Genomic DNA, 25,607 nt, shown 5'->3' with positions numbered 1-25,607 from the left:
CGGCCAGCAGCATAGCCGTTCGCGCAATGTCAGCCGGGCCTGTCGACGCCTACTCGTAGATTTTCCCGCAGTACAAAAACACCGCGAAACGCTGCCAGGGCGACGCCTCGGCCAGGCCCTGGGAGGCGCCGACCCCGGTGGCCCGAGCCCAGGCGTTGGCGCCTTCGAGAAAGTCCGCAATGCTCAGATTCTCCCAGGCCGGTGGCTGGCCCTGGGCCGCTGCCGCCGCATCCTGGAGCCGGTCTTGCACCAGCGCATCGACGAAGGCCATGAAGCTCTGTTCGTCGCACACCGCCTGCAAATACTCTTCAATCCCCATCACCACCCGCCTTGTCAGTTGTTCGGCTGCAACTCCAGCCCCTTGCGCAGCAACTCTTTGCGCAGCACCGGTCTATCCAGCACACGCACACCGTCCTGCGCCGGGCAATCTACCAGCAGCGCGAGTTTCTGCGAACTGCCGGCGCTGCCGGTCAGCAGGTAGCTCTTGTGCTCGTGAAGGCTGATCAGGTTGAGCAACCAGTCCTGGCCCTGGCGCCCCAGCACCTGCTCGATCTGCCGCCGCTGGAGCAGCAGTTGGCCAGCGTCCCACACCGTGAGCTGGGCGAAGGTGCGCGGCAGGTTGCTGATGGGGGCCATGATTTTCAGGTCCTTGAGCAACGCCTGCTCCAGTTGCCCCTCGATTGCCCGCTGGCATTCGCCGAAATAGCTTCGCGCCCACTGCGAGTCGAGGCCGGCCAGCGCGGCCAGGGCGGCGTAGGCTTCGCGGTCGGCTTCGGTGCAGCTGTGGCCGGTAAAATTCAGGGTGTTGTCGAGGATCCCGGCAGCCAGCAAGGTGGCGCTCGCCGGGCTGATCGAGGCCAGCAGACCCGAGGCGTGCCAACGCTGGAACACCTGGGTGCAGGCGGCACCGATCTGGCGGATATCGGCGCGCTGCGCCAGGCGCCGGTCCCAGAACTCCTCGAAGCCCGGGTGATGGTCGATGACCTCCACCACCCGCTCCAGGGCAACGATCGGGTCCAGGTGCAGGTGATTGGAAATATCCACCAGCACAAACTCGTCTTCGGGCCCGGGCACGTACGGGTCGAGCCCGGGACCCAGGGTCCGCAGGCTGGCGGCCACACTTTCGTTGAGTGGCGCACTGCTCACCGCCCGGGCCGGCTGGCCCTGGAGGTTGAGCAATTCGGCGTAGGCAATGCAGCAGGCGTAGGCATCGATATCCAGATAGGCCGAGCCGGAAGTGACAATGATCATGACGTCCTTGTGGCGCAAACAGCCCGCGGGCCGGGCCGCCCACCCTGCCAGCCGCCCATGACAGTTTGATGACCGGTAACCGCCTGGTATGCCTGACGGGTTTTGTGGTGTGGCGCAGGGGCAGCGCAAAGGCGCCGGGGATTGTCGGCGAGCGCCGAAAAATTTTCTCGGCCTGCCATGGCCAATCCCGGGCGCGAGCCGCTAAATTACCCGGCGGTCTCCCTCCCAGCGTTGTTTCGCACAAGGAAAATGCTCGATGAAACTGATCGGAATGCTCGACTCGCCCTACGTTCGCCGTGTCGCCATCAGCCTCAAGTGCCTGGATCTGCCCTTCGAACATGCCGCCGTGTCGGTGTTCAGTACCTTCGAGCAGTTCCAGAAGATCAACCCGGTGGTCAAAGCGCCGACCCTGGTCTGCGACAACGGTGAGGTGCTGATGGATTCGACCCTGATCCTCGATTACCTCGAAGCCCTGGCCGGCCCGGAGCACAGCCTGATGCCGGCAGCCCTGGAGCCGCGTATCTCAGCGTTGCGGGTGATTGGCCTGGCGCTGGCGGCCTGCGAAAAATCGGTGCAGATCGTCTATGAAAAACAACTGCGCCCCGCCGACAAGCAGCACGCGCCCTGGCTGGAACGGGTGGGCGGCCAGTTGCAGGCCGCCTACCGCGAACTGGAGCAGGAGCTGCACAAACACCCCCTGCCCCAGGATGGCCAGCTCGATCAGGCGGGCATCACCCTGGCCGTGGCCTGGGGTTTCACCCAGATGATGGTCGCCGATCAGCTCGACGCCTCCCAGTTTCCCAAGGTCCAGGCCTTCAGTGCCTACGCCGAGCAATTGCCGGCGTTCCTCAGCACCCCGGCCATCTGAGGCCTGCGTCGCCAGCAGCGGCAAAACCGCGCTGGCGACCCTCCCCTACCCCTGAGGCCTCAGGCCAGGACGGCCTCGGGCTGCGGCTCAGGTTGCAGATCAGGTTGCAGCTCGAAGCGGTCGGCTAGGAACGGCGTGATATCCAGCGGCAGCGGCTCGTCGTTCACCAGTTTGTCCAGCAGCACCCCGGTGATGGCCGAGGTCAGAATGCCGGTGCGAAAGTGCCCGCAGGCATTGAGGTAACCCTGGACCCCAGCCATCGGCCCGAGGATCGGCAGCTCATCCGGCGAACCCGGGCGCAAGCCGGCCCAGCAGCGTTTCAGGTTGACCTGGGCCAACTCCGGAATGCAGCGCACCGCTCCCTGCACCAGGCCGTTGATTTCCGGGTAGGTGGTAGTGACGTCGAAGCCTTTGTCTTCAGTGGTGCTGCCGATCAGGATCTCGCCGTTGTCCTTTTGCGCCATGTAGCAATCGCTGGTGGTCAAGCAGCCATTGAGCAACTTGGGCATGCGCTCGGTGAGCAGGATCTGGCCTTTCACCGGCTTGACCGGAATGCTCAGGCCCGTGGCCATCCGGCTCAGCTCGGCGGCCCAGGCACCGGTGGCGTTGATCAGGGTGTCGCAGTTGAACACCCCGGCCTCGTCGGTGCGCACGCCCCGGACCCGGGTGCCCTGGTGCAGCACGCCGGTGACGTTGGTGTTGAAGTACAGGTCGACGCCGTTCTGCCGCGCGCCCTCGGTGTAGGCATCGGCCAGGCGGAAGGGGTTGACCTGGTGATCGCAGAGAAACTCCAGGGCGCCCTGGGCCTCCAGGCTGACATTGGGCTCGGCCGCCCGCAGCGCCGCCTGGTCCAGCCAGCGCACCTGGTCGGCCAGGTGCGGGATGCAGCCGACGATATGCTCGGCGTAAAGCCGGTCTTCATCGTCGTAGATCACAAACTTGAGGCCGGTCTCCTCGAACTTGAAATCCATCCCGTGCAAGCCCTTGAGCTCGCGGTGCAACTGCGGGTACAGGGCGTTGGATTGCAGGGCAAAGTCGAAGAACGACTGCGGCAGGATATGCGGTGTACTGGAGTCGACCACCACTGCCGAGCCCGCGGCTTCGCGCTTGCGGTTGGCCGACATCATGCGAAAGAAGATCACCCCGCAGCCCAGCCCCACCGACTCGCCGATGGCCCACAGGCCGCCGGCCGAGGCGCGGGTCGCGTTACCCGGGCGCTTGGAGTCGATCAGCGCGACCTTGAGGTGCTTGCGCTTGGACAGTTGGTAGGCGCAGGAGGCGCCGATCACACCACCGCCGGCAATAATCACGTCGTAGAACTTACTCATGAGTCGAAGCATCCTTGCCAGGTTGGGAAAACGCCGAGAACGGGATCGGGTCCAGGGGGAAGCGCGGGCGCAGCCAACCGACATCCTGGCGGCCGGTGGCCTGGCGCAGGCGGTCGCTGCAATAGCCGACGCACATCCGCCCCTGGCAATCACCCATGCTGACCCGGGTGCGCATTTTCAGGCTGGCCATGTCCTGCACGCCCTGGGACAGCGCCAGGTCGATGTCGCCCCGGGTCGCATGTTCGCAGCGGCAGATCACGGTATCGGCTGCGGGCAGGCTGGTCTGGCCACTGCCACGCTCGGTGTAGCGGTCGACGGCTACGCGAAACCGCACAATCGCCGCCAGCTTGTTGAGCAACACCTGGCGCCGCTGCAAGGCGGCTTCGGTGCCCAGCACGTCGCGCTGGACCAGGATCGACACCGCCGCAATCCGCCCGGCGAGCATGGCCGCCTCGCCACCGCGAATCCCGCCCATATCACCGGCCAGGTGAATATGCTGTTCGCTGCTCTGCTGCCAGATATCGGCCGTGGCCCGCAGGTAGCCGTCATCGCTGAAGCCATGTTCCAGGCCCATCTGCTGACTGAGCTGGGTGCGCGGGATAAAACCGTAGCCCACCGCCAGGGTTTGGGCGGCCACCGCCTCGGCCCGGGCCAGGTCCGGCTGCCAATCGGCCGAATACGGCGCGACCAGCACGCTGCTCACCCCGCCCTCGCCCCGCGCTTCGACCACGCCCCATCCATAGCGCAGGCTGATGCGGTGCAGCTTGAGGTAGGCCAGCATGCTCAGGCCGTCGAGAAACAGCTGGGGCTTGTTCAGCAGGGCCAGGCTCTGCTTGGCGATCTTGCCGAAGGCGCTGGCCTCGTAGACCCCCGCCACCGCCACCCCGGCGGCATGCAGCTGGCAGGCCACCAGCGGCAGCAACGGCCCGGTTCCGGCGATCACCACCGGCCCCTGGGGTTTGACCACACCGCTTTTGATCTGCAATTGCAAGCCGCCCAGCAACATCACCCCGGGCAGGGTCCAGCCGGGGAACGGCACGCTGCGCTCATGGCACCCGGCGGCCAGCAGCAATTGCGGGTAGGCCAGTTCGTACAGTTGCTCGTCGGCATCGAGCACCATCAATGAGCGTGTGGACTCAGCGCCGATCACCCGGCTGTTGAGGCGCACTTCGATCAGCGGCGCCTGGCGGGCAAAATCACCGTGCAACCGAGCCAGCACTTCGCAGTAGCGCGGGCCCAGGTAGTCCAGTTGCACCCCATCGCGCAGCGGGCCGCGATAGACCACCCCGCCCAGGCGCGACGCCTCGTCGACCAGGATGCTGCGCACCCCATGCTCCGCCAGCTCGATGGCCGCTGCCATGCCTGCCGGGCCACCGCCGACAATTACCGGGCACAGGCTCATAGCGCGTGCTCCGGCTGGTCGATACGGTTGACTGCGGTCTGCACCTGCATCCCCGGCCTGACCAGGGTCTGGCAGGCGCGGCGCTTGTGCCGGCCATCGATCTGCACCAGGCAGCAGTGGCACACGCCCATGCCGCAGTAGGCGCCGGCCAGTTGCCCATGATCGTTGCGCGCCACCTGGCGCAGGCCCAGCGACTGGATCACGCTGAGCACGGTTTCACCAATGGCCGCGCTTACCGGCTGGCCATTGAGGCTGATAGTCATGTCCGCCTGTGGCAGCGGCTGAATGTCGAAGGTGCGGTCTGTTGGACCCATGGGCGCGTTCATCCATGAAAATTAAAGGGGGATTGCCAGCCTCATGCCGTGCAATATCGTGCAGCTGCTCGCCCCAGCCGGCTTGCGGTCAGGATTCGCCAATGCGTCGCCGCTGAACATGCAGGGCTGAAGCGCACCCAATCTAGAAGGTTTTGCCCACACAAGTATTGATCTGCGCCAAGACACGGCGTTGCGAATCTGACGCATCTCCGACCATCCGTCGCCTCCCTGTAGCCGCTGCCAAGACTCGGGCCGCATTTGGACGCTGGCCCGAATGGGCGTCGTGGAGTGTCAGGTGTCCCCAGGTGCCTTCCCCCACAAACAACAAGGCCGCAACTACAAAGGTAGCTGCGGCCCTGGTATCAGGCGGATCAGGCCATCAGTGCATGAAGATGGCGATCAGGATAATCACCGGGATCGGCACACCGAGGAACCACAAGAGTAATGAGCGCATGGGAATTCTCCTTCAATCAGCGAACAGGGGTGGTCAGGTAGGCGTCGGTTTCGAGGTACACCACTGCATCCCGGCGGCGACCGCCAAAAGTGGCAGCCAGGCTGGCGAAGAAAGCACCGCACAGCAGGGCGACAAACATCCACAGCGACGTCCAGGCCGCGACTTTGGTGGCGGTGTCAGCTGCCTGCTTGGCGGCCAGCTTGGCTTCGTCCACGGCCGCACGGGTCTTGGCGAACACCTCGTCCACGCGGCGCTCGGCATCAGCCTGGGTCAGGTTGGTGCGCTGGGCCACCAGTTGCGCCAGGTAACTGCGATCCTCAGGAGCCAACTGCCCGTCGTTGCCCAAGGTGCGGACGAAGATCCGGGTCACGGTGCCACGGGCTGCGTCATCGCTGACGGCCACCGGGCGATCATCGCGGAACAGGCTGTCGACGAAATAGCCATAGTCATCGCCACTGGTTTTGCTGGCTGCACTGCCGGCTGCCTGAGTGGCCGCGCTGGCCGCTCCTGAAGCCACGCTGGCACCGGCCTGCACGCCACCGCTGACGATGCTGCTGACCGAACCGACCACCAGGGTCGCGGTCACCAGAGTGGCCACGGCCCAGGCCAGGAAGCCATGGGCGGTGTCACGGAAGTAGACCTCGTCACCGTGCATGTTGGCCCACTTCACCCGCAGGCGACCGGCGATGTAACCACCAAGGCCCGAGGCGAGGATCTGGGTCAACGCCAGCCAGACAATCGTGGAGATCCCCAGGCCCTTGGCACTGATGCCATGGTTGGCCCAGGGCGACACGGCCGAAAAGCCCAGGCCGAAGCCCAGCAGGATCAGAATCAGCGACAGGGCCGCAGCGGCCGCCGCACCGGCGAATATCGCGCCCCAGGACACACCCGAGCGGCTGCTCGACTCATCCACGGCAGGCAGATAGGTATCAGAGGATCTATTCATTGTTGTTCGGCTCCAGGCAGAAAAATGGTGTTACAAGTCTCGAAGGGAGAATTGCAGCCACCGTGCCAACCGAACCAACAAATAAAATCTTTAAAAAACAATTAGTTATAAAACAAATGCTGGGCTGGAACCGTGCAATTTGCCGACCGCTGCGTTTACCGGCGGGCGTTCTGCACGGTGCCGCCCATTCATTTGGTCCGGTAGTAGCGGTAGACATCGCGCAGCTTGCACCAGGCCAGCCACAGCATCAGCGCCAGGAACCATAGCATCAGCAACAGGCTACTCAGGGCGGTGGCTGGAGGGAGGTCCATGCAAACCAGAATGCCGATCAGCATGGCGCCGTAGGCGGAGCGGCGAAAGTTGAACTTCAACAGCAACGCCGGCAGCAAGACGGCGGCCACGCTTGTGATGAGGATTTTCATGATGAGGGTGATCAGCATCCTCTGGCCGACCGAGCTGCTCAGGTGCACGTGCTTCACGATGTAGGGCAGGAGCAACGAGAGGTGTACCGCCGCATTCAGCACCAGGCACACCAATAACAACAACCCGAGACTTTTTATCCATGGCCACACTTTCATCGGTTCAACCTTGAACGAGAGAAAAAAACCCGCGAATCATAACAGCCCCATCCCCCGCTGGACGGGATGAACGACGTGGAGTGCCAGGTAAATGCACGGCATTGCAGATCTGTAGCCGCTGCCGAGCTCCGCGAGGCTGCACTGGCCCGGGTGGACGCCGTAGGAGTGCCAGGTGCAAGCACGGTGTCGCGGATGGCCAGCGGCCGAACGCGGCCCGGCCTGCGGCGGCTACAGTGTCTTTGGCGCGTTGGGCTGGGCGGTAGCGGCAAGGGCCCTGCTGCCAACATGAAAGTTTTTTTAGGAACCTGGGCGCCGTTTCTTGGCAAAATGCCGGCCTGTGTCATGAATTCCTTATCAGGTAAGCCCAATGACCCGCATTCTGACCATCGAAGACGATGCCGTAACCGCCCGTGAGATCGTGGCCGAACTGAGCAGCCACGGGCTCGACGTGGATTGGGTCGACAACGGCCGCGAAGGCCTGGTGCGCGCGGTCAGCGGCGACTACGACCTGATCACCCTGGACCGCATGCTGCCCGAGCTCGACGGCCTGGCCATCGTCACCACCCTGCGCACCATTGGCGTGTCGACGCCGATCCTGATGATCAGCGCCCTCTCCGATGTCGACGAACGGGTACGCGGCCTGCGCGCCGGCGGCGATGACTACCTGACCAAACCCTTCGCCTCGGACGAAATGGCGGCCCGGGTCGAAGTCCTGCTGCGGCGCAAAAGCACGGTGCGCGAGTTCGAAACCTGCCTGCGGGTGGCCGACCTGGAGCTGAACCTGATCAGCCGCGAAGCCACCCGGGCCGAGCAACTGCTGAGCCTGTTGCCCACCGAATACAAACTGCTGGAATTCCTGATGCGCAACACCGGGCAGATCCTGTCGCGGATGATGATTTTCGAAGAGGTCTGGGGCTATCACTTCGACCCCGGCACCAACCTGATCGACGTGCACATCGGCCGCCTGCGTAAAAAGATCGATCCGCCCGGCATGACTCCGCTGATCCGCACGGTGCGAGGTTCGGGCTATGTCATTGCTGAACCCCTCTAAAGGCTGGCGCTCCTCCAGCAGCCGCCTGCTGGCGCTCTACAGCACGCTGTTCGTGGCCTGGAGCTGCTTGCTGCTGGGGGTCATGTACTACGAAGTCTCCGGCTACCTCGAAACCCTGGCCAAGCATTCGCTGATGCAGCGCCAGCATCTGTTCTCGCGTTTCCAGGGTGACCAGTTGGTGGAGGCCCTGACCACCAGCATGACCTTCGACATGCGCGCCATCGACGCCTATGGCCTGTTCGACGAACAGCGCGGGCACTTGAGCGGGCCGATCCGCGAGATCCCCGACGACCTGCCGCTGGACGGGCAGATCCACGAACTCAAAGGCTGCATCGACTCCGACGACCCCGACCTGCCCCGCGACAGTTGCGATGCGGTGGCCACCCATACCCAGGACGGCCGCTGGCTGATCCTGGTGCGCGACAACGGCTCGTTGTTCGCGGTGAACCGGATCATCCTCCATGCGCTGCTCTGGGGCGTGTCACTGACCATCATTCCCGGCGTCGCCGGCTGGCACCTGCTGCGGCGGCGTCCGCTGCGCCGGATCCGCCAATTGCAGGCCAGCGCCGAAGCCATAGTCGCCGGCGACCTGACCCACCGCCTGCCCCTGTCCAACCGTCGCGACGAACTGGACATGCTGGCCGCCATCGTCAACGCCATGCTCGAACGCATCGAGCGCCTGATGCATGAGGTCAAAGGCGTGTGCGACAACATCGCCCATGACCTGCGCACCCCACTGACCCGCCTGCGTGCCCAGCTGTACCGGATCCAGCAGCAGGCCGCCGACGGCTCGCCCGAGGCATTGCAGATGGATCAGGTGCTGGCCGAGACCGATACGCTGATGGCGCGCTTTCGCGGGTTGCTGCGGATTTCCGAGCTGGAGGATCAGCAACGCCGATCCGGGTTCCTGGTGCTGGACCCGGTGCCGCTGCTGCATGAGCTGCACGATTTCTACCTGCCCCTGGCCGAGGAAGGCCAATTGACCCTGACCCTCGACGTGCCCGACAGCCTGCCTCGGCTGACCGGCGACCGCGCCCTGCTGTTCGAGGCCCTGGCCAACCTGCTGAGCAACTCGATCAAATTCACCCCGCCGGGGGGCGAGGTGATCCTGCGTGGCCTCGACGACGGCGGCAGCCCGCGCCTGGAGGTGCTCGACTCTGGCCCGGGTATTCCCCAGGCGGAACGCAGCGCGGTGTTCCGGCGGTTCTACCGGGTCGACGACAGCAACACCCACGGCGGTTTCGGCCTTGGGCTGTCGATCGTCGCGGCCATCGTCAACCTGCACGGCTTCAAGCTCGAAGTCGGCAGCAGCGAACGCGGCGGTGCCCGCCTGTCCCTGGACTGCCGCCCCAACCTGATTGCCGACACCTGATCCGCCAGGGCCGCCCTGGCCGTGCCGAGACGGGTCGTACCTAAACTGGCGCAGCAGCTTCCCTGCCGGCTACAGGGTGCCGTCCTCGCAAGCACTGGCCAGGGCGGGTCGCTGGCCGAGGTGGTTGCTGTTCAGCTCGTAGCGCAACTCCTCGATCAGCGCCGCCACCTGCTCGGCGGTTCTCAGGTTCTGCAACTTGAGGCCGCTGACCACCAGGTCGACACGGCCGCTGTCACGGTCGTACAACCGCACGGTCAGCGAGGCTTCGCCATTGAGGCTGCAATCACAGGCCAGGGGCTGGAAATTGAGTTCCAGCTGCGCGCGCAACTGGCTGAGGCTGGTCATGTTCGACAACCTCAACGGCGTCGCAACAGCAGGCCGGCGAGAATGCCGAGCCCGGCCATGATGGCGAGGGTCGCCAGGGGTTTTTCCCGGACAAAATCCGTCGCGTTGTCCAACGCCTCGCCATAGCTTTGCTGCATCTGGCCCGCGACCTGACGCGTCGCGCCTGCGGCCTGCATCTGCGGATCGTCCATCAGTTCACCGACCGCGCCCTGGGCCCTGCCCGCGAGTTTGTCCACTGCACCTTTGATCTGTTCGCTGCGCATCTTGCATTCCTTTCGCTGTGAGAGGGGCAATGCCCGGGGGCATCGCTGACATACAGACTAAGAAACGCCGACCCGGCGCAGAAGCTCAATTTGCACCGGGCGAACTAGTGCATTTGCACCGGTCGCCTAGCCCTTGCGCCGCCGCTCTCCGGCGAACAGCCCGCGTTCGCGGGCCCAGACAATCGCCTCGCTGCGGCTGTGCACCGCCAGCTTGGAGTACACCGTGGCCACGTGATTGCGCACGGTGTTGGGCGCCAGTTGCAGGCGCGCGGCGATCTCCTTGTCGGCCAGGCCTTCGCAGATCAGCCCCAGCACATCGCGCTCGCGGGCCGTAAGGTCGGTGAAGGAGGCGCTGGCCCGCTGCGCCGGGCTGGTGCTTTTCATATTGGCCAGTTTTTCGATCAGGGTCTGGCTGAACCAGGAGGCGTCCTGCATCACTTCCTCGATCGCTGCGACCAGTTCCAGTTCGGTGCGCTTGCGCTCGGTGATGTCCATCAACACCAGCAGGTAACACGGGCTGTCCTGGATAATCACGGTGTCGGCCGAGACCACGCAATCGATCAGCTCCGCGCCTTTCTTGCGCACCTTGAGCTCCAGCCCGGCGACGCTGCCGGCCTTTTCCAGGGCCGCGAACAGCTCGGCACAGGCCTCCCTGCCCTCGATAAAGCCGATCTCTTCCACGGTCTTGCCCAACAGTTCTTCGCTGGGATAACCGCTGGTGTCGAGGAAGGCTTCGTTGACATCCACCACCAGCTGGCTGTCGGCGCTGCAGACCATGGTCGGCACCGGCGTCAGGCGGAACGACTTGGCGAAGCGCTCCTCACTCTGGCGCAGCGCCACTTCGGCCTTGCGCCGCGGCTCCAGGTCCATGAAGGAAAACAGCATGCAGTCTTCGTCGTTGATATCCAGCGGTTGCCCGGCCACGATCACCAGCTTGCTGCCGCCTTCGGGCAGGCGCAGCTCGGCCTGCATCTGCGGGATGGTCGCGCCCTGGTTCAGGCGTTCGATGGCCAGGTCCTTGTTGTCGGCCTCTTCCAGCACATCCAGCTGGTACACGGAGCGCCCGATCACCTGTTCGCGAGCGTAGCCGGTCATCTCCAGGAAGCCCTGGTTGACCTTGATATAGCGCAGGTCGCTGAGGCGGCAGATCACTGCCGGGGCCGGGTTGGCATTGAAGGTTTTTTCAAAGCGCTGCTCGGCGCTGGCCCAGTCGGTGGCATCGCTGAGGATCAGCACCAGCGACTCCGGCGCTCCGGCCCGGTCGGTGAGAATCATGCTGCGGATGCGATGCACCCAGTGCCTCTCCTCGCCATCGATTTCGGTCCTGACCTCCACCACCACATCGCTGAACGTCTCGCCGGCGGCGACCCGGTTGATCGGGTAACTGTCTGCCGCCACCGGGTGGTTGTTGCGGTAGCGCAGGGCATAGCGCTCAGCATATTCGGCGGCATTGGCCCCCAGTTGACTGACGTCGCTGACCCCGTGCATGGCCAGGGCGGCCTGGTTGGCCCAGAGAATGGTCTGGTCGACCTCGATCAGAATCACCCCATCGGACAACCCGGAAATGATCTGCTGCAACTGGCGTCGGTTGGTTTCGGTGGCAAGTACGGCTTGGCTCATAGGGTCGTCTCCGGAAGTGAGCGGCGCGACGTCAGGGCGGGCCGGGACAGGATGCAAGATACGACCACAGCCCAACGCCATCGTGCCCAAAAACCCGCCCCTGTAGCCGCTGCCGAGCTGCGCTGGCCCTGATCGACGCCGTGGAGTGTCAGGTGCAATCGCGGCGCAGCAGCGGCTACGCCGGGGGCAGGCCCAGGGCTTTCAGGCGGCGGTAGAGGGTGCGTTCGCTCAGGCCCAGGCTCTGGGCCAGTTCGCTGCGCGGGCCGTCGAAGACTTCCAGGGCGTGGGCCAGGCGTTCCAGGTCCTTGCTGCGGCGTCGGCGGCTGATGGCTTCGGCGGGAGCCTGGGGCGGCGCAAGCGTGTCGGTGCGCAGTTCGCCGGGCAGGTCCTGGACGCGGATCACCCCGTCATCGCTGAACAGGCTCGCGCGCTCCAGGATATTGCGCAGCTCGCGGATATTGCCCGGGTAGGCATACACCCGCAGGCGCTCCATGGCCTGGGCGTCGACCCGTGGCACCGCGCCCGGGGCCAGGCGTTGCAGCAGGCTGTCGATCAGCAGCGGCAGGTCATCCCGACGCTCGCGCAGGGCCGGCAGACGAATCGGAAAGGCGCTGATGCGGTAATACAGATCCTGGCGAAAGGTCCCGGCGGCCACCATGTCCTTGAGCGGCTTGTGGGTCGCCGCCACCAGGCGAAAATCCGAATGCACGGTGCGCAAACTGCCCACCGGACGGAAGCTGCCGGACTCGATCAGCCGCAGCAACTTGACCTGCATCGCCAGCGGCACCTCGCCGATTTCATCGAGGAACAAAGTCCCGCCATGGGCCGCTTCGGCCAGGCCGATCTTGCGCTGCAAGGCCCCGGTGAACGCGCCCTTCTCGTAGCCGAACAGCTCGCTCTCCAGCAACGATTCGGTGAGTCCGGTGCAATCGACCACCACCAGCGGCCCGCTGGCGCGCGGGCTGCCGTCATGCAGGGCACGGGCGAACAGCTCTTTGCCGGTGCCCGACTCGCCCTGCAGCAACACCGGTATCGGCGCCGGCGCCGCCCGCAGCAACGCGCTCAAGGCCTCGTTGAAGGCCGGCGAACGCCCCACCAGCCCCTTGCGCTGAGGTTGCACCGAAGCCACGGCCAACGAATTGAGGCGCTCGACATAGGCCACCACCGCCCCGCTCTCACCAATGATCGGCCGCAACTCCACCTCCACGTGCTCCGGCCCCCGTGGCGTGTGGTGCACGTGCAGCATGCGCTCCGGCACCCGGCTGTCGTGGGCCTTGCGCATCGGGCAATGTTCGCCGGCCTGATCGCAGGGCACGGCAAATTGATGGGACACCCGGTAGCACTTGGCGCCGACATGGGGACGGCCCTCCACGCCGAACTGGCGCTGGTAGGCGGTATTGGCGGCAATGATGTTGTACTGGGTATCGAGCACGATGGTCGGCTGCGGATCGTGCTCCAGGTAAGACACCAGGGCCGACATCCGGCTGCTGGCGAGGTCGCGGGGCGAGGTGGACATGGCAACTCCTGCGGGGGTGCGGCAGCTTAAAACACCGGAGCGGTTTCTGCCACTCACTGCCATCGACTGCCACCCAACTGCCAAAATAACTGGCAGTGACAGCTTGAAACGCCCCCCGTCTATGCTGCAAGCCATTGAATTGAATGAAACGGCGTGCCCATTCGGCCCTGGACGTTGGCACGTTTATTGACACCCCAAGGGACGACTGCCCGTTCCGGCCGGCGTCACTTCATCGTCTGGAGAGCAGCATGATCATCGGCACCACCTTGCGTGTAGAAGCCTTTTTCGACCGCGACACCTGGACCATCAGCTACCTGGTGATGGACCAGACGACCCGGCGCTGCGCCTTGATCGACAGCGTGCTCGACTACGACCCCAAGTCCGGGCGCACTCGCACCGAATCCGCCGACCGCCTGATCGAGCGGGTCCGCGAACTGGACGCCGAGGTCGAGTGGATCCTGGAAACCCACGTCCACGCCGACCACCTCTCTGCCGCGGCCTACCTCAAGCAGCGCCTGGGGGCCAAGGTCGCCATCGGCCAGCACATCACCCAGGTGCAGAAGGTGTTCGCCAGCCTGTTCAACGAGGGCCCGGCGTTCGCCCGCGATGGCAGCCAGTTCGACGTGCTGCTGGCCGACGGCGCCGAGTTCGCCATCGGCGGCCTCAGCGCCCGCGCCCTGCACACCCCGGGGCATACCCCGGCGTGCATGACCTACCTGGTGCAGGTCGGCGACGAGACCGTGGCCTTCGTTGGCGACACCCTGTTCATGCCCGACTACGGCACCGCGCGCTGCGACTTCCCCGGGGCCGATGCGCGGACCCTGTACCGCTCCATCGGCAAGATCCTCGCCCTCCCGCCGCAGACCCGCCTGTTCATGTGCCACGACTACCTGCCCAACGGCCGCGAGTTGCAGTACATGACCACCGTGGCCGAGCAGCGCGCGCACAACATTCATATCCACCAGGGCATCGATGAAGAGTCCTTTGTCAGGATGCGCGAGGCCCGCGACGCCACCCTCGACATGCCGGTGCTGATCCTGCCCTCGGTGCAGGTCAACATGCGCAGCGGCCAACTGCCGGAGCCCGAGGACAACGGTGTGCGCTACCTGAAGATCCCGCTCAATTCCCTATAACTATTCCACTCCCCACGGAGACCTTGCCATGCGCCCTATTTCCACCCTGCAGCGGGCCGTCGACGGCAGCCACCAGGTGCTGATCGTCGGCGGCGGTGCAGCGGGCATCGCCGCCGCATCGAGCCTGATGGCGCGCGACGCACAGCTTGATGTGGCGATCATCGACCCCGCCCCGCAGCACTATTACCAGCCCGGCTGGACCCTGGTCGGCGCCGGGGTGTTCAGCGCCCGGTCCACGGTGCGCAGCATGGCCTCGCTCATCCCCAAGGGGGTCAAGTGGATCCAGGCCGCGGTCAGCACCTTCGAGCCCGAGGCCAATGCCCTGGTGCTGGACAACGGCCAGGCCCTGGCTTACGACCAGTTGATCGTGTGCCCCGGCCTGAAGCTCGACTGGGACGCCATCGACGGTCTGAGCGCCACCCTGGGCAGCAACGGCGTGACCTCCAACTATCGCTACGACCTGGCGCCCTACACTTGGCGGCTGGTGCAACAACTCAAGCAGGGCCAGGCCCTGTTCACCCAGCCGCCGATGCCGATCAAGTGCGCCGGCGCGCCGCAAAAAGCCATGTACCTGTCGTGCGACCACTGGTTGCGCAACGGCCATCTGCCACGGATCAACACCCGCTTCATGAACGCCGGCGCGGTGCTGTTCGGGGTGCCGGACTACGTGCCGGCCCTGATGGAGTACGTGCACAAGTACGCGATCGACCTGGATTTCGGGCATAACCTGGTGGCGGTGGACGGCCCCGCCAAGCGCGCGACCTTTGTCCGAACCCTGGCCGATGGGCGCCAGGAACACCTGGAGCGCCGCTTTGACCTGTTGCATGTGGTGCCGCCGCAGACCGCCCCGGACTTTATCCGCAGCAGCCCCCTGGCCGATGCCGCGGGCTGGGTCGATGTCGACCCCTACAGCCTGCGCCACACGCGTTTTGCCAATATCCACGGCCTGGGCGACGCCACCAACACCAGCAACGCCAAAACCGCGGCCGCCGCGCGCAAGCAGGCGCCGGTGGTGGCCAACAACGTGCTGGTGGCCCTCAAGCGCCTGCAGCGACTGGCGCAATACGACGGCTATGGTTCCTGCCCGCTGACGGTGGAACGGGGCAAGATCGTCCTCGCCGAATTCACCTACGGCGGCAAGCTCGCACCGAGCTTCGCCCCCTGGTTGCTGGATGGGCGCAAAGCCACGCGCCGCGCCTGGTGGTTGAAAGAGCGGATCCTGCCGCCGCTGTATTGGCGCGGCATGCTCAAGGGCCATGAATGGCTGGCCCGTCCGACCCTGAACACGGACACCCCGCCGGCATGAATGAAGTGACCTTGATCGGCGCCGGCCTGGGGCTGGTGATTGGCGCGATCCTGGCCTTGACCGGGGCTGGTGGCGGGATTCTTGCGGTGCCGTTGCTGGTGTTCGGCCTGGGCCTGAGCATGGTCGAGGCGGCGCCGGTCGGCCTGCTGGCGGTAGGCCTGGCGGCCAGCGTCGGCGCCCTGCTCGGCCTGCGCCAAGGCATCGTGCGTTATCGCGCGGCGGGGTTTGTCGCCGGCATCGGCATCCTGCTGACCCCCCTGGGGCTGTGGCTGGCCCATCGCCTGCCGAACGCCCCCCTGGCGCTGCTGTTTAGCCTGGTGCTGCTGTACGCCTGCGGGCGGATGTTGCTCAAGGCCAGCCGTGAACTGAAACACGGCCAGGCCGCACCGCGCCCGGCCTTTTTGCCCTGCGTGCTCAACCCGCAGCAAGGTCGCCTGCGCTGGACCCTGCCCTGTGCCCGCGCCCTGACGCTGACCGGGATGCTGTCGGGCCTGCTCTCCGGTTTGCTCGGGGTGGGCGGCGGATTTGTGATCGTCCCGGCCCTGGGCCGCTACACCAACCTGGACAGCAAAAGCATCGTCGCCACCTCGCTGGCGGTGATCGCCCTGGTGTCGCTGGGCAGCGTGGTGACCGCCAGCGTCAGCGGGGTCATGCACTGGGCCGTGGGCGCGCCCTTTGCCTTGGGCGCGGTAGTGGGACTGGTCATGGGCCGACAAATGGCCAGCCATCTGGCCGGCCCGCGCCTGCAACAACTGTTCGCCATTACCGGCATGCTGGCGGCGCTGCTGCTGGCCTTCGGAGCCCTGGGGCTGTTGCCCCGTTGAGCCTATTTCGCCGGCAAGCCGGCGCCTACAAGGGAAATATTGACCTCTGCCGCTCGGGCACACAGCCGACGACCACGTCCTGAACCTGGCTGCCGGGCGGCTGGCGGACTGGTTCGGCAGCGAGCAGAACTGAACAAGGGGCACGCGCCGCGGCCAGGCTGCGGCCTTGCTGCTCACTCGCCTCACCAGCACACGGAACAGCCCGCACAGCTCGCCGCCAGCTTCACCGCGCTTGCGTATCCAGCGCATAAAACTCCTGCAGCTTGGCCTGCAGCAGTTTCTTGTCCGGCAGTTGGGTCCGATACTCGGCAATCAACGCCGGCGAAAGCGAACGGTTGAGGGCATATTCCACCACCTCGTCGTCCTTGCTGGCACAGAGCAACACTGCCAGGGCCGGGTTTTCGTGAGGTTTGCGCACTTGGCGATCCAGGGCCTCCAGGTAGAAATCCAGCTTGCCCAGATACTCCGGCTCGAAGCGCCCGACCTTGAGTTCAACGGCCACCAGGCAATTCAACCCACGATGGAACAGCAACAGATCCAGGGCGAAATCCCGCCCGCCAACCTGTAATGGATAGCCTGACGCGACAAAGCAGAAGTCCCGCCCCATCTCGATCAGAAAATCCTTGAGCTGGCGCACCAGCCCCTGATGCAGATCGGCTTCGCCATGCCCCTGGGCCAGATCGAGAAACTCCACCATGTAGGCATCCTTGAACACTTTCAGGGCCTCGGGATGAGTGTCTCTCAACGCGGCCGAGACGCTTGCCGGGCGGGTCAGCGCGCGTTCGAACAGGGCCGATTTGATCTGCCGTTCCAACTCTCGGGTCGACCACTGCTCCTGAAGTGCCATACGCAGATAAAACTCGCGCTCTTGCGCACATTTGCCTTGGGCAAGAATGATCAGGTTCTGGGTCCAGGGTAATTGTGTCAGCACTGCTGACACTTTCTCCTCCCCTCGATAGACCTCATAGAACTGACGCATGCGGAACAGGTTGCGCCGGGTAAAACCCCGCAGGCCCGGCTGTTGCCGCGCCAGGTAATCCGCCAAGTGCTGGACGACGCCATCCCCCCACTCCGCCGCCTCGATCTTGCGGCTGATATAGGCCCCGACCTGCCAATACAGTTCCACCAGTTCAGTGTTCACCGCTCGCACCGCCCGCTGCCGCGCGGCGGCGATCATCTGCGCCACTTCACCAAATGCAACATCGGTGGAGGTCATTGCCGCTTCAGTCTCTTGATTCATAACGCACGCCCGGTTTCAGGACACAGGCCCCTATCATCCAGTGGACCGCCATGAACTTGTAGTCAGCCTTATCTATTTTCACTGAGCGAAATGTCCTGATTTCGGCGACGCAATCAGACCTGTCAGCCCGGCATGCACGCGAAGTCATGGGTACTGGCCACCTGCTTGCCCATGGCGTCATACAAGCGCGCCGACACCTCGCTCCCCAGGGACGATTCCACCAGCTTGTAATGCTCGCCGGCCTTGAAGCCGCTGTAGCTGATATGGCCGTCGCAGTCTTGCTGGTTGGAATCACCGACGTTCTCTTCAAACAGGGTCACGTCCAGGCGGTGGGCGCCGGGCTTGACCTGGAAATAACGCCCATCGTCGATCTTCTGCCCATCCACGCGCTCGGCCAGCAGGTCATTGGGCGCCTCTTCTTGCAGGCCGATCCAGGCCTCGCTGGGGTCGGGCTGGGGCATGGGCCCGGCACACGCCGCCAACAACGCCACCAGGCTCAACATCGGGATCAGCAACAACGGTCTACGGGACATCACTAAACACCTCATCAATCATGGGCGCCGGCGCAAGTTGCGTCGGCTTCTGCGGCACGGCTACAGGCAGTTGAAGTCCGCGCTATGGGCCAGGGGCCGGCCCTGGGCATCCATCAATACGGCGCTGACTTCCTGGCCCTGGCTCGACTCCAGCAACTGGTAATGCTCGCCAGCCTTGAAGCCCGAGTAGTCCAGGCGCCCCTCGCATTCCGGCTGCGCCGAGTTGCCGTTGGCGCCTTGCAACAGCGCCATTTGCAGGCGGTGCGCGCCCGGACTCACCTGAAAGTAACGCCCATCCTCCAGGCGTTTGCCGTCGACACTGTCGGCCAGCAGATCGTTCGGCGACTCCTGGGCCAGCCCGATCCAGGCCTGGCTCGGATCGGCCTTGGGCAGCGGCCCGGCGCAGGCCGAAAGCAGGCCCACCAGGCCCAGCCCCGGCAGCAGCAACAGCGGTTTGAATGACATGGCGCAACACCTCGCAAGTGAAAAAACAGTGCCCGGGACGAGCCGGATAACACGCCTCGCCGGATGCCTATCCAGCTTGTGGGCGTGCCCTGCCCTGAACAAATGAATCCACATGAAAGGATTTTCAGGCCGCGCTTAAATCTTCCTTCATCTTCACGAAAGCCGCGTGTTAGGTGGGTCGCCGCAGTCTGCCGAGGTTTGCAATCCCACTCCCTCGGAGGTTTTCGGCATGCTCGGGCTGGTCAAGACCGCACTGCTCAAGCCCTACACGTTTATCGTGCTGGCAATTTTCATCTGCATCATCGGGCCCATGGCGGCCCTGCGTACGCCCACCGATGTCTTCCCCGATATCGGCATCCCGGTAGTGGCGGTGGTCTGGCAGTACAACGGCCTGTCGCCCGAGGCCATGGCCGGGCGCGTGATCTACACCTACGAGCGCTCCCTGAGCACCACGGTCAACGACATCGAGCACATCGAATCCCAGTCCCTGCCGGGCATGGGCATCGTCAAGATCTTCTTCCAGCCCGGGGTGGACATCCGTACCGCCAACGCCCAGGTGACGGCGGTGTCACAAACCGTGCTCAAGCAGATGCCGCCGGGCATCACCCCGCCGCTGATCCTCAATTACAGCGCCTCGACGGTGCCGATCCTGCAAATGGCGTTTTCCAGCCCGACCCTGTCCGAGGCAAAGATCCGCGACCTGGTGCAGAACAATATCCGCCTGCCCCTCAGCTCCCTGCCCGGCCTGGCCATGCCCACGCCCATGGGCGGCAAGCAGCGCCAGATCACCCTCGACCTGGACCCGCAAGCCCTGGCGGCCAGAGGCCTGTCGGCGCAGGACGTGGGCAACGCCCTGGCGGCGCAGAACCAGATCATCCCGGTGGGCACCGCCAAACTGGGGAGCGATGAATACACGGTGCTGCTCAATAACAGCCCGCAAGCCATCGAGGAACTCAACGACCTGCCGATCAAGACCGTGGACGGCGCCCTGATCACCATCGGCCAGGTGGCCCACGTGCGCGACGGCTCGCCGCCGCAGACCAATATCGTGCGCGTGGATGGCCGGCGCGCCGTGCTGATGCCGGCCCTGAAGAATGGCAATATCTCCACCCTGTCGATTGTCGACGGCATTCGCGGGATGCTGCCGCGCATCAATGAAACCCTGCCGCCCTCGCTCAAGACTTCGCTGCTGGGGGACGCCTCGGTGTTCGTCAAACAGTCGGTGGGCAGCGTGGCCCAGGAAGGCATCATTGCCGCCCTGCTGACCAGCGCGATGATCCTGCTGTTTCTCGGCAGCTGGCGCTCGACCCTGATCATCGCCGCCTCGATTCCCCTGGCGGTGCTGGCGGCCATTGCCCTGCTGGCCCTCAGCGGCCAGACCCTGAATGTGATGACCCTGGGCGGCCTGGCCCTGGCGGTGGGGATCCTGGTGGACGATGCCACGGTGACCATCGAAAACATTAACTGGCACCTGGAACAGGGCAAGGCGGTCAAGGTGGCGATCCTCGACGGCGCCAAGCAGATCGTCGGCCCGGCCTTCGTCTCGCTGCTGTGCATCTGCATCGTTTTCGTACCGATGTTCCTGCTGCAAGGCATTGCCGGCTACCTGTTCCGGCCCATGGCCCTGGCGGTGATTTTCGCCATGGCCAGCTCGTTCATCCTCTCGCGGACCCTGGTGCCGACCCTGGCCATGTACCTGCTCAAGCCACACACGCCGGAAGCAGGTCCCGGGCATCACCCGGAAGATGCTTTCATCAACCATCACGAAGGCGAGCAGCACGCCAAGCCGCGCAACGCCCTGGTGCGTGCCTTGCTGGCTTTCCAGCAGGGTTTCGAGCGGCGCTTCTCCAACGTGCGCGACACCTACCACGGCCTGCTGCACCTGGCCCTGGGCCGGCGCAAGACCTTCATCCTCGGCTTCCTCGCCTGTGTGCTGGCCTCGTTCGCCCTGTTGCCGAGTCTGGGCCAGGACTTCTTTCCGGCCACCGACGCCGGCGCCCTGGCGGTGCATGTGCGACTGCCCCTGGGCACGCGGATCGAGGAAAGCGCGGCGGCCTTCGACCGCATCGAAGCGCGGATCCGCGAGGTGATCCCGGCCGAGCAACTGGACAGCATCATCGACAACATCGGCATCCCCCTGAGCGGCATCGACATGGCCTACAGCAACAGCGGCACCATCGGGCCCCAGGACGGCGATATCCAGGTCACCCTCAAGCCCGGCCACGGCCCCACCGCCGACTACGTCAAACAGCTGCGCGAAGCCCTGCCGGAAAGCTTTCCCGGCAGCCACTTCGCCTTTTTGCCGGCGGACATCAGCAGCCAGATCCTCAACTTCGGCGCCCCGGCACCGCTGGACGTGAAAGTCTCCGGGCCCGACAACGCGGCCAACCGTGCCTTCGCCGTGGAACTGGAGCGGCGCCTGCAGCATGTGCCGGGCATTGCCGACCTGCGGATCCAGCAGTCCACCGGCTACCCGTCACTGCAAGTCAAGGTTGACCGCCTGCGGGCCAATGGCCTGGGGATCACCGAACGGGACGTGACCAACAGCATGGTGGCCTCCTTGGCCGGCAGTTCCCAGGTGGCGCCGACTTTCTGGCTCAACCCGAAAAATGGCGTGTCCTACTCCATCGTCGCCGCCACCCCGCAGTACCGCCTGGACAGCCTGCCGGCCCTGGAGGCGCTGCCGGTCACCGGCAGCAATGGGCAGTCGCAGATCCTCGGCGGCCTGGCGGATATCTCCCGGGGCGAGAGCCCGGCAGTGGTCAGCCACTACAACATCCAGCCGACCCTGGATCTGTATGCGAATGTCCAGGGCCGTGACCTCGGCGCCGTGGCCCATGACATGCAAAAGGTTCTGGACGCCGCCGCCAGCCTGCGGCCCAAAGGTGCCACCGTCAGCCTGCACGGGCAGATCGACGCCCTGCACGAAGCCTTCAGCGGCCTGAGCCTGGGCCTGCTGGGGGCGGTGGTACTGATCTACCTGCTGATCGTGGTCAACTTCCAGTCCTGGGTCGATCCGTTCGTGATCATCACCGCGCTGCCGGCGGCCCTGGCCGGGATCGTGTGGATGCTATTTCTCAGCGGCACCTCATTGTCAGTGCCAGCCCTGACCGGCGCCATCCTGTGCATGGGGGTGGCCACCGCCAACTCGATCCTGGTGGTGAGCTTCTGCCGCGAGCGCCTGGCGGAGCACGGCGATGCCCTCAAGGCCGCCCTGGAAGCCGGCTACACGCGGTTTCGCCCGGTGTGCATGACTGCCCTGGCGATGATTATCGGCATGCTGCCCCTGGCCCTTTCCGAGGAACAGAACGCGCCCCTGGGCCGCGCGGTGATCGGCGGGCTGATCCTCGCCACCGTCGCCACCCTGATCTTTGTCCCCGTGGTCTTCAGCCTGGTCCACGGACGTCTCTCCCATCCCGCTGTTGCTGGAGAAAACACCCATGTCGCCTGAGCACACCCCTTCGCGCAAACGCCTGATGCTGCTGGGCATCGGCGGCCTGACCCTGGCCGCCCTGCTGGTGGCCAACGGTCTGGCCGCGCGTACCCGGCACGAGCAGGCCGTGACCGCCTGGACCGAAACCGCGGCTGTGCCGCAGGTGCTGGTATTGCAGCCGCAGCAGAATGTGCTCGGCGACACCCTGCGCTTGCCGGCGCACCTGGAAGCCTGGAGCAAGGCGCCGATCCACGCCCGGGTCAGCGGCTACCTGAAAGACTGGACCCAGGACATCGGGGCCAAGGTCACCGCCGGCCAGGTGCTGGCCCATATCGACAGCCCCGACCTGGACCAGCAAGTGGCCCAGACCCGGGCGCAGATGATCCAGGAACAGGCCAATGCGCGCCTGGCCCAGACCACCGCCGAGCGCTGGCAGAACCTCTTGGCCAGCCACTCGGTGTCGCGCCAGGAGGCCGATGAAAAGCGCTCCAACGCCGCAGCCGCCAAGGCCAATGCCGAGGCGGCCGGCGCCGACTATGCACGGCTTTCGGCACTGGAGGACTACAAGACCATCCGCGCACCGTTCGCCGGCACCATCACCGCGCGCCACACCGACATTGGCCAGTTGATCAAGGCCGACAACGACAGCGACCCGGAGCTGTTCGACCTGGCCGACACCCACAAGCTGCGGCTGTATGTGCCGATCCCGCAGAACTACGCCAGCGTGATTCACCCCGGGCTGGTGGCCCAACTGACCGTGCCCGAGCACCCGGGCCAGCACTTCAGCGCACAACTGGTGGGCGACTCCACCGCCATCGATCCGCGCTCGGGCACCCTGCTGGCGCAGTTTGTCGCTGCCAACCCTGAAGGCGCCCTGATGCCCGGCGACTATGCCGAGGCGACCCTGGCGATCCCGGCCGACACCCATGGCGTCAGCATCCCGGCCAGCGCCCTGATCTTCCGCGCCGCGGGCACCCAGGTGGCGCTGATCGACAGCGCCCAGCACGTGCATCTGCGCAGCATCCATATCGGCCTCGACCTTGGGGAGCGCCTGGTGATCGACCAGGGCCTGACGCCCGTCGACCAGGTCATCGACAACCCGCCGGACGCCCTGCGTGAAGGCGATCTGGTGCAACTGGCGGACGCCGGAGGTACCCATGCGCCCAAGGCTTAAGCCCCTGGCTGTGCTGCTGTTGCTGGGGTTGCACGGCTGCTCGCTGGCGCCCCACTACCAGACGCCCACCGTCGACCTGCCGGCGCAATTTCGCGAACAGACCGCGGACGGGCCCTGGCACCCGGCCCATGCGCCCCAGGCGCTGGCCGAACCCTGGTGGCGGCTGTACCAGGACCCACGCCTGGACAACCTGCAGCAGCGCCTGCTCAAGGCCAACCCGGACCTCGCCGCCGCCCTCGCCCACTACGACGGCGCCCAGGCCTATGCCAGCCAACTGCATGCCGGATTGTTCCCGCAGATCAGCGCCAGTGCCCAACCCTTGCGCCAGCGTCAGTCCGACAGCCGACCGCTGCGGGGCAGCACCCAGCCGTCGATCTACAACAGCAACACAGCGGGGTTTTCCCTGAACTTCGACCTCGACCTGTGGGGACGGATTCGCAATCAGGCCGCGGCCGGCGATGCCCAGGCCCAGGCCTCCGGCGATGACCTGGCGGCCGCGCGCCTGAGCCTGCAACAACAGTTGGCGAACCTCTATGTGCAGCTCGACGGCCTGGATGCCCAGAGCCGGATCTTGAGCAGCTCCCTCGAAGATTACGCCCAGGCCCTGCAACTGACCCGCGATCGCTACCAGGGGCAGATCGCCTCGGAACTGGACCTGACCCGGGCCCAGAGCCAACTGGCCAGCGCCGAGGCCGAACGGGACGAAGTGCGGGCGCAACGCAACCTCACCGAACACGCCATCGGTGAGCTGGTGGGCGAACCGGCCAGCACCTTCAGCCTCGCCCCCTCGTCACAATGGCTGAGCCTGCCGGCCATTCCCGCGCAACTGCCCAGTACCTTGCTGCAACGGCGACCGGACATCGCGGCGGCAGAACGTCGGGTGTATGCGGCCAATGCCGGTATCGGCGTAGCGCGCGCGGCGTGGTACCCGGACTTCAGCCTGACCGGGCTGCTCGGTGGCCAGACCCAGGGCGTGGGGAATCTGCTGGCGGCGGGCAATCGTTACTGGGCGTTGGGGCCGTTGATCAACCTGCCGATCTTCGATGGCGGGCGGCTCAGCGCCAATGAGCGATTGGCCCATGCCGAGTTTGAAGAAGCAGCGGCTCATTACCGGAGCCGAGTGCTCGGGGCGGTGCGCGAGGTGGAGGACAACCTGGGACAATTGCGCGATTTGCGCCAGGAGGCGCTGGATCAGCAGGCGGCGGTCAATGCGGCCCAGCACACGCAGTTACTGGCCATGAACAGCTATCAAGCGGGGGCCGTCAGCTACCTGGATGTAGTGACAGCGCAGACCGCAGCCTTGCAGGCGCAACGCAGTTTGCAAGCAGTGCAAACGCGAGAGTTGCAGGCTAGCGTTGGATTGGTGGTGGCGTTGGGTGGAGGGTGGAAAAGTGGGACTTGAAACTTGAGGCAAAACCCTTGTGGCGAGGGAGCTTGCTCCCGCTGGGCCGCGCAGCGGCCCTAAAACCTGCGCCTCGGGTTTATGGGTGTACATATCCATTGCTGCTGTTGCGGCTGCTATAGGTTCCGCTCTTACAGCGGCTCACTTTTGAACAGCCGGAATGCCGGCCCAGTCAAAAGTAAGCAAAACGCTCTTGCCCCACCACTCGGTGCCTCGCTTCGGCTCGGCATGCCCTCACTCCGGCCGGCCTGGGTCGACACCTGCGCGTCCTGTCCCCCCGGCCATCTGTAGCCGCTGCCGAAGGCTACGCTGGCCCTCACAGGCACCCAATAAATCCGGATAAAAACACGGCGCCCATCCCAGCCAGCACAGCCTCGTACCTCGGCAGCGGCTACAGGACTTGCGTGCCTTACTTTTGCTTTGGCTTTGGCTTTGGCTGTTGATCTGCTTTTGATCTTGATCCACCCGCCCCTTCGGCAGGCCGAGTGGAGGTGTTCATCAGGGGATTGGCGCGCAGCGCCCTTCGACGCAGTCGAAGACGTCGCTGGAAGCGATGCCCCCTGAGGGACGCCGGAACGAGGGAACCCGAGCGCAGCGAGTGGCCGTACGCTCGGGGCGAGACCTTTTGGGTACTTTTGGGGCGTTTGCCAAAAGTACCTCGCCGTAAGGGCGAAACCCTAAGCCGCCATTACCGCAGCAACGGATAAGCCCCCAACACTCCATTCACCAGAAAGATCTCCGACACCCACACCGGCCAGCGCAGCCTCGTACCTCGCCAGCAGCTACAGC

23 protein-coding genes are annotated in these 25,607 nt (G+C 65.2%); 9 read left to right on the top strand and 14 right to left on the bottom strand.

Annotated elements, in window-relative coordinates; all coding sequences use genetic code 11:
- Positions 1-49 precede the first annotated feature (49 nt).
- Together JFU57_RS20635 and JFU57_RS20630 are read right to left on the bottom strand one after the other, a co-directional pair.
- The gene (locus JFU57_RS20635; RefSeq protein ID WP_201130613.1) at positions 50-319 is read right to left on the bottom strand and encodes a DUF7660 family protein; all 270 of its coding nucleotides are present in this window, start codon (positions 317-319) and stop codon (positions 50-52) included.
- 14 nt (positions 320-333) lie between these two features.
- Positions 334-1,251: a DHH family phosphoesterase gene (locus JFU57_RS20630; protein WP_201130612.1), complete on the bottom strand. Its 918-nt coding sequence runs from the start codon at positions 1,249-1,251 to the stop codon at positions 334-336.
- 256 nt (positions 1,252-1,507) lie between these two features.
- Between JFU57_RS20630 and JFU57_RS20625 the strand changes: the two genes are divergently transcribed.
- The gene (locus JFU57_RS20625) at positions 1,508-2,119 is read left to right on the top strand and encodes a glutathione S-transferase (RefSeq protein ID WP_078471480.1); all 612 of its coding nucleotides are present in this window, start codon (positions 1,508-1,510) and stop codon (positions 2,117-2,119) included.
- Positions 2,120-2,178: 59 nt separating this feature from the next.
- Here JFU57_RS20625 and hcnC read toward each other — a convergent pair whose 3' ends face one another.
- From hcnC to JFU57_RS20600, 5 genes are all read right to left on the bottom strand, one after another.
- Positions 2,179-3,447, bottom strand: coding sequence for a cyanide-forming glycine dehydrogenase subunit HcnC (hcnC, locus tag JFU57_RS20620; protein ID WP_201130611.1), 1,269 nt, complete (start codon positions 3,445-3,447; stop codon positions 2,179-2,181).
- Positions 3,440-4,849, bottom strand: coding sequence for a cyanide-forming glycine dehydrogenase subunit HcnB (gene hcnB, locus JFU57_RS20615; protein ID WP_201130610.1), 1,410 nt, complete (start codon positions 4,847-4,849; stop codon positions 3,440-3,442). The genes hcnC and hcnB overlap by 8 nt, the downstream gene beginning before the upstream one ends.
- Entirely contained in the window at positions 4,846-5,163 is a 318-nt protein-coding gene (gene hcnA / locus JFU57_RS20610) for a cyanide-forming glycine dehydrogenase subunit HcnA (RefSeq protein WP_078471483.1), read from the bottom strand. Before hcnA ends, hcnB begins: the two co-directional genes overlap by 4 nt.
- A gap of 470 nt (positions 5,164-5,633) precedes the next feature.
- A complete protein-coding gene (locus JFU57_RS20605) occupies positions 5,634-6,563 on the bottom strand; it encodes a hypothetical protein (RefSeq protein WP_201130609.1) in 930 nt (309 codons plus the stop codon).
- Between the two features lie 188 nt (positions 6,564-6,751).
- Entirely contained in the window at positions 6,752-7,141 is a 390-nt protein-coding gene (locus tag JFU57_RS20600; protein ID WP_201130608.1) for a hypothetical protein, read from the bottom strand.
- A gap of 367 nt (positions 7,142-7,508) precedes the next feature.
- Between JFU57_RS20600 and JFU57_RS20595 the strand changes: the two genes are divergently transcribed.
- Together JFU57_RS20595 and JFU57_RS20590 are read left to right on the top strand one after the other, a co-directional pair.
- Positions 7,509-8,192 (top strand): response regulator transcription factor, encoded by a 684-nt coding sequence (locus JFU57_RS20595; protein WP_020300587.1) that lies wholly within the window; start codon positions 7,509-7,511, stop codon positions 8,190-8,192.
- A complete protein-coding gene (locus JFU57_RS20590; protein ID WP_078471486.1) occupies positions 8,170-9,564 on the top strand; it encodes a sensor histidine kinase in 1,395 nt (464 codons plus the stop codon). The genes JFU57_RS20595 and JFU57_RS20590 overlap by 23 nt, the downstream gene beginning before the upstream one ends.
- A gap of 69 nt (positions 9,565-9,633) precedes the next feature.
- On the opposite strand, the gene JFU57_RS20585 is transcribed toward JFU57_RS20590, so the two are convergent.
- The 4 genes from JFU57_RS20585 to JFU57_RS20570 form a co-directional block, all read right to left on the bottom strand.
- Positions 9,634-9,909, bottom strand: coding sequence for a DUF1652 domain-containing protein (locus JFU57_RS20585; RefSeq protein WP_201130607.1), 276 nt, complete (start codon positions 9,907-9,909; stop codon positions 9,634-9,636).
- 11 nt (positions 9,910-9,920) lie between these two features.
- Complete coding sequence (locus tag JFU57_RS20580) at positions 9,921-10,172, bottom strand: CsbD family protein (RefSeq protein WP_201130606.1); 252 nt, start codon at positions 10,170-10,172, stop codon at positions 9,921-9,923.
- 126 nt (positions 10,173-10,298) lie between these two features.
- The gene (locus JFU57_RS20575) at positions 10,299-11,792 is read right to left on the bottom strand and encodes a helix-turn-helix transcriptional regulator (RefSeq protein ID WP_201130605.1); all 1,494 of its coding nucleotides are present in this window, start codon (positions 11,790-11,792) and stop codon (positions 10,299-10,301) included.
- Positions 11,793-11,967: 175 nt separating this feature from the next.
- Positions 11,968-13,308, bottom strand: coding sequence for a sigma-54 interaction domain-containing protein (locus JFU57_RS20570; RefSeq protein WP_201130604.1), 1,341 nt, complete (start codon positions 13,306-13,308; stop codon positions 11,968-11,970).
- Between the two features lie 248 nt (positions 13,309-13,556).
- On the opposite strand from JFU57_RS20570, the gene JFU57_RS20565 reads away from it, so the two are divergent.
- From JFU57_RS20565 to JFU57_RS20555, 3 genes are read left to right on the top strand one after another with little or no spacing between them, the layout of a single operon-like run.
- Entirely contained in the window at positions 13,557-14,441 is an 885-nt protein-coding gene (locus JFU57_RS20565) for an MBL fold metallo-hydrolase (protein ID WP_078471491.1), read from the top strand.
- A gap of 28 nt (positions 14,442-14,469) precedes the next feature.
- Entirely contained in the window at positions 14,470-15,747 is a 1,278-nt protein-coding gene (locus JFU57_RS20560) for an NAD(P)/FAD-dependent oxidoreductase (RefSeq protein WP_201130603.1), read from the top strand.
- On the top strand, positions 15,744-16,571 hold the full coding sequence (locus JFU57_RS20555; RefSeq protein WP_078471493.1) for a sulfite exporter TauE/SafE family protein: 828 nt from the start codon (positions 15,744-15,746) through the stop codon (positions 16,569-16,571). The genes JFU57_RS20560 and JFU57_RS20555 overlap by 4 nt, the downstream gene beginning before the upstream one ends.
- Before the next feature lie 223 nt (positions 16,572-16,794).
- Here the strand turns inward: JFU57_RS20555 and JFU57_RS20550 are convergent, their stop codons facing one another.
- From JFU57_RS20550 to JFU57_RS20540, 3 genes are all read right to left on the bottom strand, one after another.
- Positions 16,795-17,811 carry a PDDEXK nuclease domain-containing protein gene (locus tag JFU57_RS20550; protein ID WP_201130602.1) on the bottom strand — a complete coding sequence of 339 codons (1,017 nt, stop codon included), beginning with the start codon at positions 17,809-17,811 and terminating at the stop codon, positions 16,795-16,797.
- A gap of 122 nt (positions 17,812-17,933) precedes the next feature.
- Positions 17,934-18,344, bottom strand: coding sequence for a PA0061/PA0062 family lipoprotein (locus tag JFU57_RS20545; RefSeq protein ID WP_078471495.1), 411 nt, complete (start codon positions 18,342-18,344; stop codon positions 17,934-17,936).
- A 60-nt stretch (positions 18,345-18,404) separates the two neighbouring features.
- Complete coding sequence (locus JFU57_RS20540; RefSeq protein WP_201130601.1) at positions 18,405-18,809, bottom strand: PA0061/PA0062 family lipoprotein; 405 nt, start codon at positions 18,807-18,809, stop codon at positions 18,405-18,407.
- A gap of 229 nt (positions 18,810-19,038) precedes the next feature.
- Here JFU57_RS20540 and JFU57_RS20535 point away from each other — a divergent pair, with 229 nt between their 5' ends.
- The 3 genes from JFU57_RS20535 to JFU57_RS20525 are packed head-to-tail and all read left to right on the top strand — an operon-like array spanning position 19,039 to position 24,818.
- Positions 19,039-22,260, top strand: a complete 3,222-nt coding sequence (locus tag JFU57_RS20535) for an efflux RND transporter permease subunit (protein ID WP_201130600.1) — start codon at positions 19,039-19,041, stop codon at positions 22,258-22,260.
- Entirely contained in the window at positions 22,250-23,416 is a 1,167-nt protein-coding gene (locus JFU57_RS20530; RefSeq protein WP_201130599.1) for an efflux RND transporter periplasmic adaptor subunit, read from the top strand. The genes JFU57_RS20535 and JFU57_RS20530 overlap by 11 nt, the downstream gene beginning before the upstream one ends.
- Positions 23,400-24,818 (top strand): efflux transporter outer membrane subunit, encoded by a 1,419-nt coding sequence (locus JFU57_RS20525; protein ID WP_201130598.1) that lies wholly within the window; start codon positions 23,400-23,402, stop codon positions 24,816-24,818. Before JFU57_RS20530 ends, JFU57_RS20525 begins: the two co-directional genes overlap by 17 nt.
- Positions 24,819-25,607: the final 789 nt, after the last annotated feature.

Origin of the sequence: Pseudomonas sp. TH07 (genome assembly GCF_016651285.1) — a bacterium.
GTDB lineage: Bacteria > Pseudomonadota > Gammaproteobacteria > Pseudomonadales > Pseudomonadaceae > Aquipseudomonas.
This window is presented reverse-complemented; position numbering and strand designations above follow the sequence as displayed.

Bases quoted from the DNA above. Each gene is read 5' to 3' on its own strand.
- JFU57_RS20530 (WP_201130599.1), top strand. From the start codon at position 22,250: ATGTCGCCTGAGCACACCCCTTCGCGCAAACGCCTGATGCTGCTGGGC.
- JFU57_RS20550 (WP_201130602.1), bottom strand. From the start codon at position 17,811: ATGAATCAAGAGACTGAAGCGGCAATGACCTCCACCGATGTTGCATTT.
- hcnB (WP_201130610.1), bottom strand. From the start codon at position 4,849: ATGAGCCTGTGCCCGGTAATTGTCGGCGGTGGCCCGGCAGGCATGGCA.
- JFU57_RS20570 (WP_201130604.1), bottom strand. From the start codon at position 13,308: ATGTCCACCTCGCCCCGCGACCTCGCCAGCAGCCGGATGTCGGCCCTG.
- JFU57_RS20595 (WP_020300587.1), top strand. From the start codon at position 7,509: ATGACCCGCATTCTGACCATCGAAGACGATGCCGTAACCGCCCGTGAG.
- JFU57_RS20575 (WP_201130605.1), bottom strand. From the start codon at position 11,792: ATGAGCCAAGCCGTACTTGCCACCGAAACCAACCGACGCCAGTTGCAG.
- JFU57_RS20555 (WP_078471493.1), top strand. From the start codon at position 15,744: ATGAATGAAGTGACCTTGATCGGCGCCGGCCTGGGGCTGGTGATTGGC.
- JFU57_RS20540 (WP_201130601.1), bottom strand. From the start codon at position 18,809: ATGTCATTCAAACCGCTGTTGCTGCTGCCGGGGCTGGGCCTGGTGGGC.
- hcnC (WP_201130611.1), bottom strand. From the start codon at position 3,447: ATGAGTAAGTTCTACGACGTGATTATTGCCGGCGGTGGTGTGATCGGC.
- JFU57_RS20605 (WP_201130609.1), bottom strand. From the start codon at position 6,563: ATGAATAGATCCTCTGATACCTATCTGCCTGCCGTGGATGAGTCGAGC.
- JFU57_RS20590 (WP_078471486.1), top strand. From the start codon at position 8,170: ATGTCATTGCTGAACCCCTCTAAAGGCTGGCGCTCCTCCAGCAGCCGC.
- JFU57_RS20565 (WP_078471491.1), top strand. From the start codon at position 13,557: ATGATCATCGGCACCACCTTGCGTGTAGAAGCCTTTTTCGACCGCGAC.
- JFU57_RS20545 (WP_078471495.1), bottom strand. From the start codon at position 18,344: ATGTCCCGTAGACCGTTGTTGCTGATCCCGATGTTGAGCCTGGTGGCG.
- JFU57_RS20535 (WP_201130600.1), top strand. From the start codon at position 19,039: ATGCTCGGGCTGGTCAAGACCGCACTGCTCAAGCCCTACACGTTTATC.
- JFU57_RS20525 (WP_201130598.1), top strand. From the start codon at position 23,400: ATGCGCCCAAGGCTTAAGCCCCTGGCTGTGCTGCTGTTGCTGGGGTTG.
- JFU57_RS20560 (WP_201130603.1), top strand. From the start codon at position 14,470: ATGCGCCCTATTTCCACCCTGCAGCGGGCCGTCGACGGCAGCCACCAG.
- JFU57_RS20635 (WP_201130613.1), bottom strand. From the start codon at position 319: ATGGGGATTGAAGAGTATTTGCAGGCGGTGTGCGACGAACAGAGCTTC.
- JFU57_RS20585 (WP_201130607.1), bottom strand. From the start codon at position 9,909: ATGACCAGCCTCAGCCAGTTGCGCGCGCAGCTGGAACTCAATTTCCAG.
- JFU57_RS20630 (WP_201130612.1), bottom strand. From the start codon at position 1,251: ATGATCATTGTCACTTCCGGCTCGGCCTATCTGGATATCGATGCCTAC.
- hcnA (WP_078471483.1), bottom strand. From the start codon at position 5,163: ATGGGTCCAACAGACCGCACCTTCGACATTCAGCCGCTGCCACAGGCG.
- JFU57_RS20600 (WP_201130608.1), bottom strand. From the start codon at position 7,141: ATGAAAGTGTGGCCATGGATAAAAAGTCTCGGGTTGTTGTTATTGGTG.
- JFU57_RS20625 (WP_078471480.1), top strand. From the start codon at position 1,508: ATGAAACTGATCGGAATGCTCGACTCGCCCTACGTTCGCCGTGTCGCC.
- JFU57_RS20580 (WP_201130606.1), bottom strand. From the start codon at position 10,172: ATGCGCAGCGAACAGATCAAAGGTGCAGTGGACAAACTCGCGGGCAGG.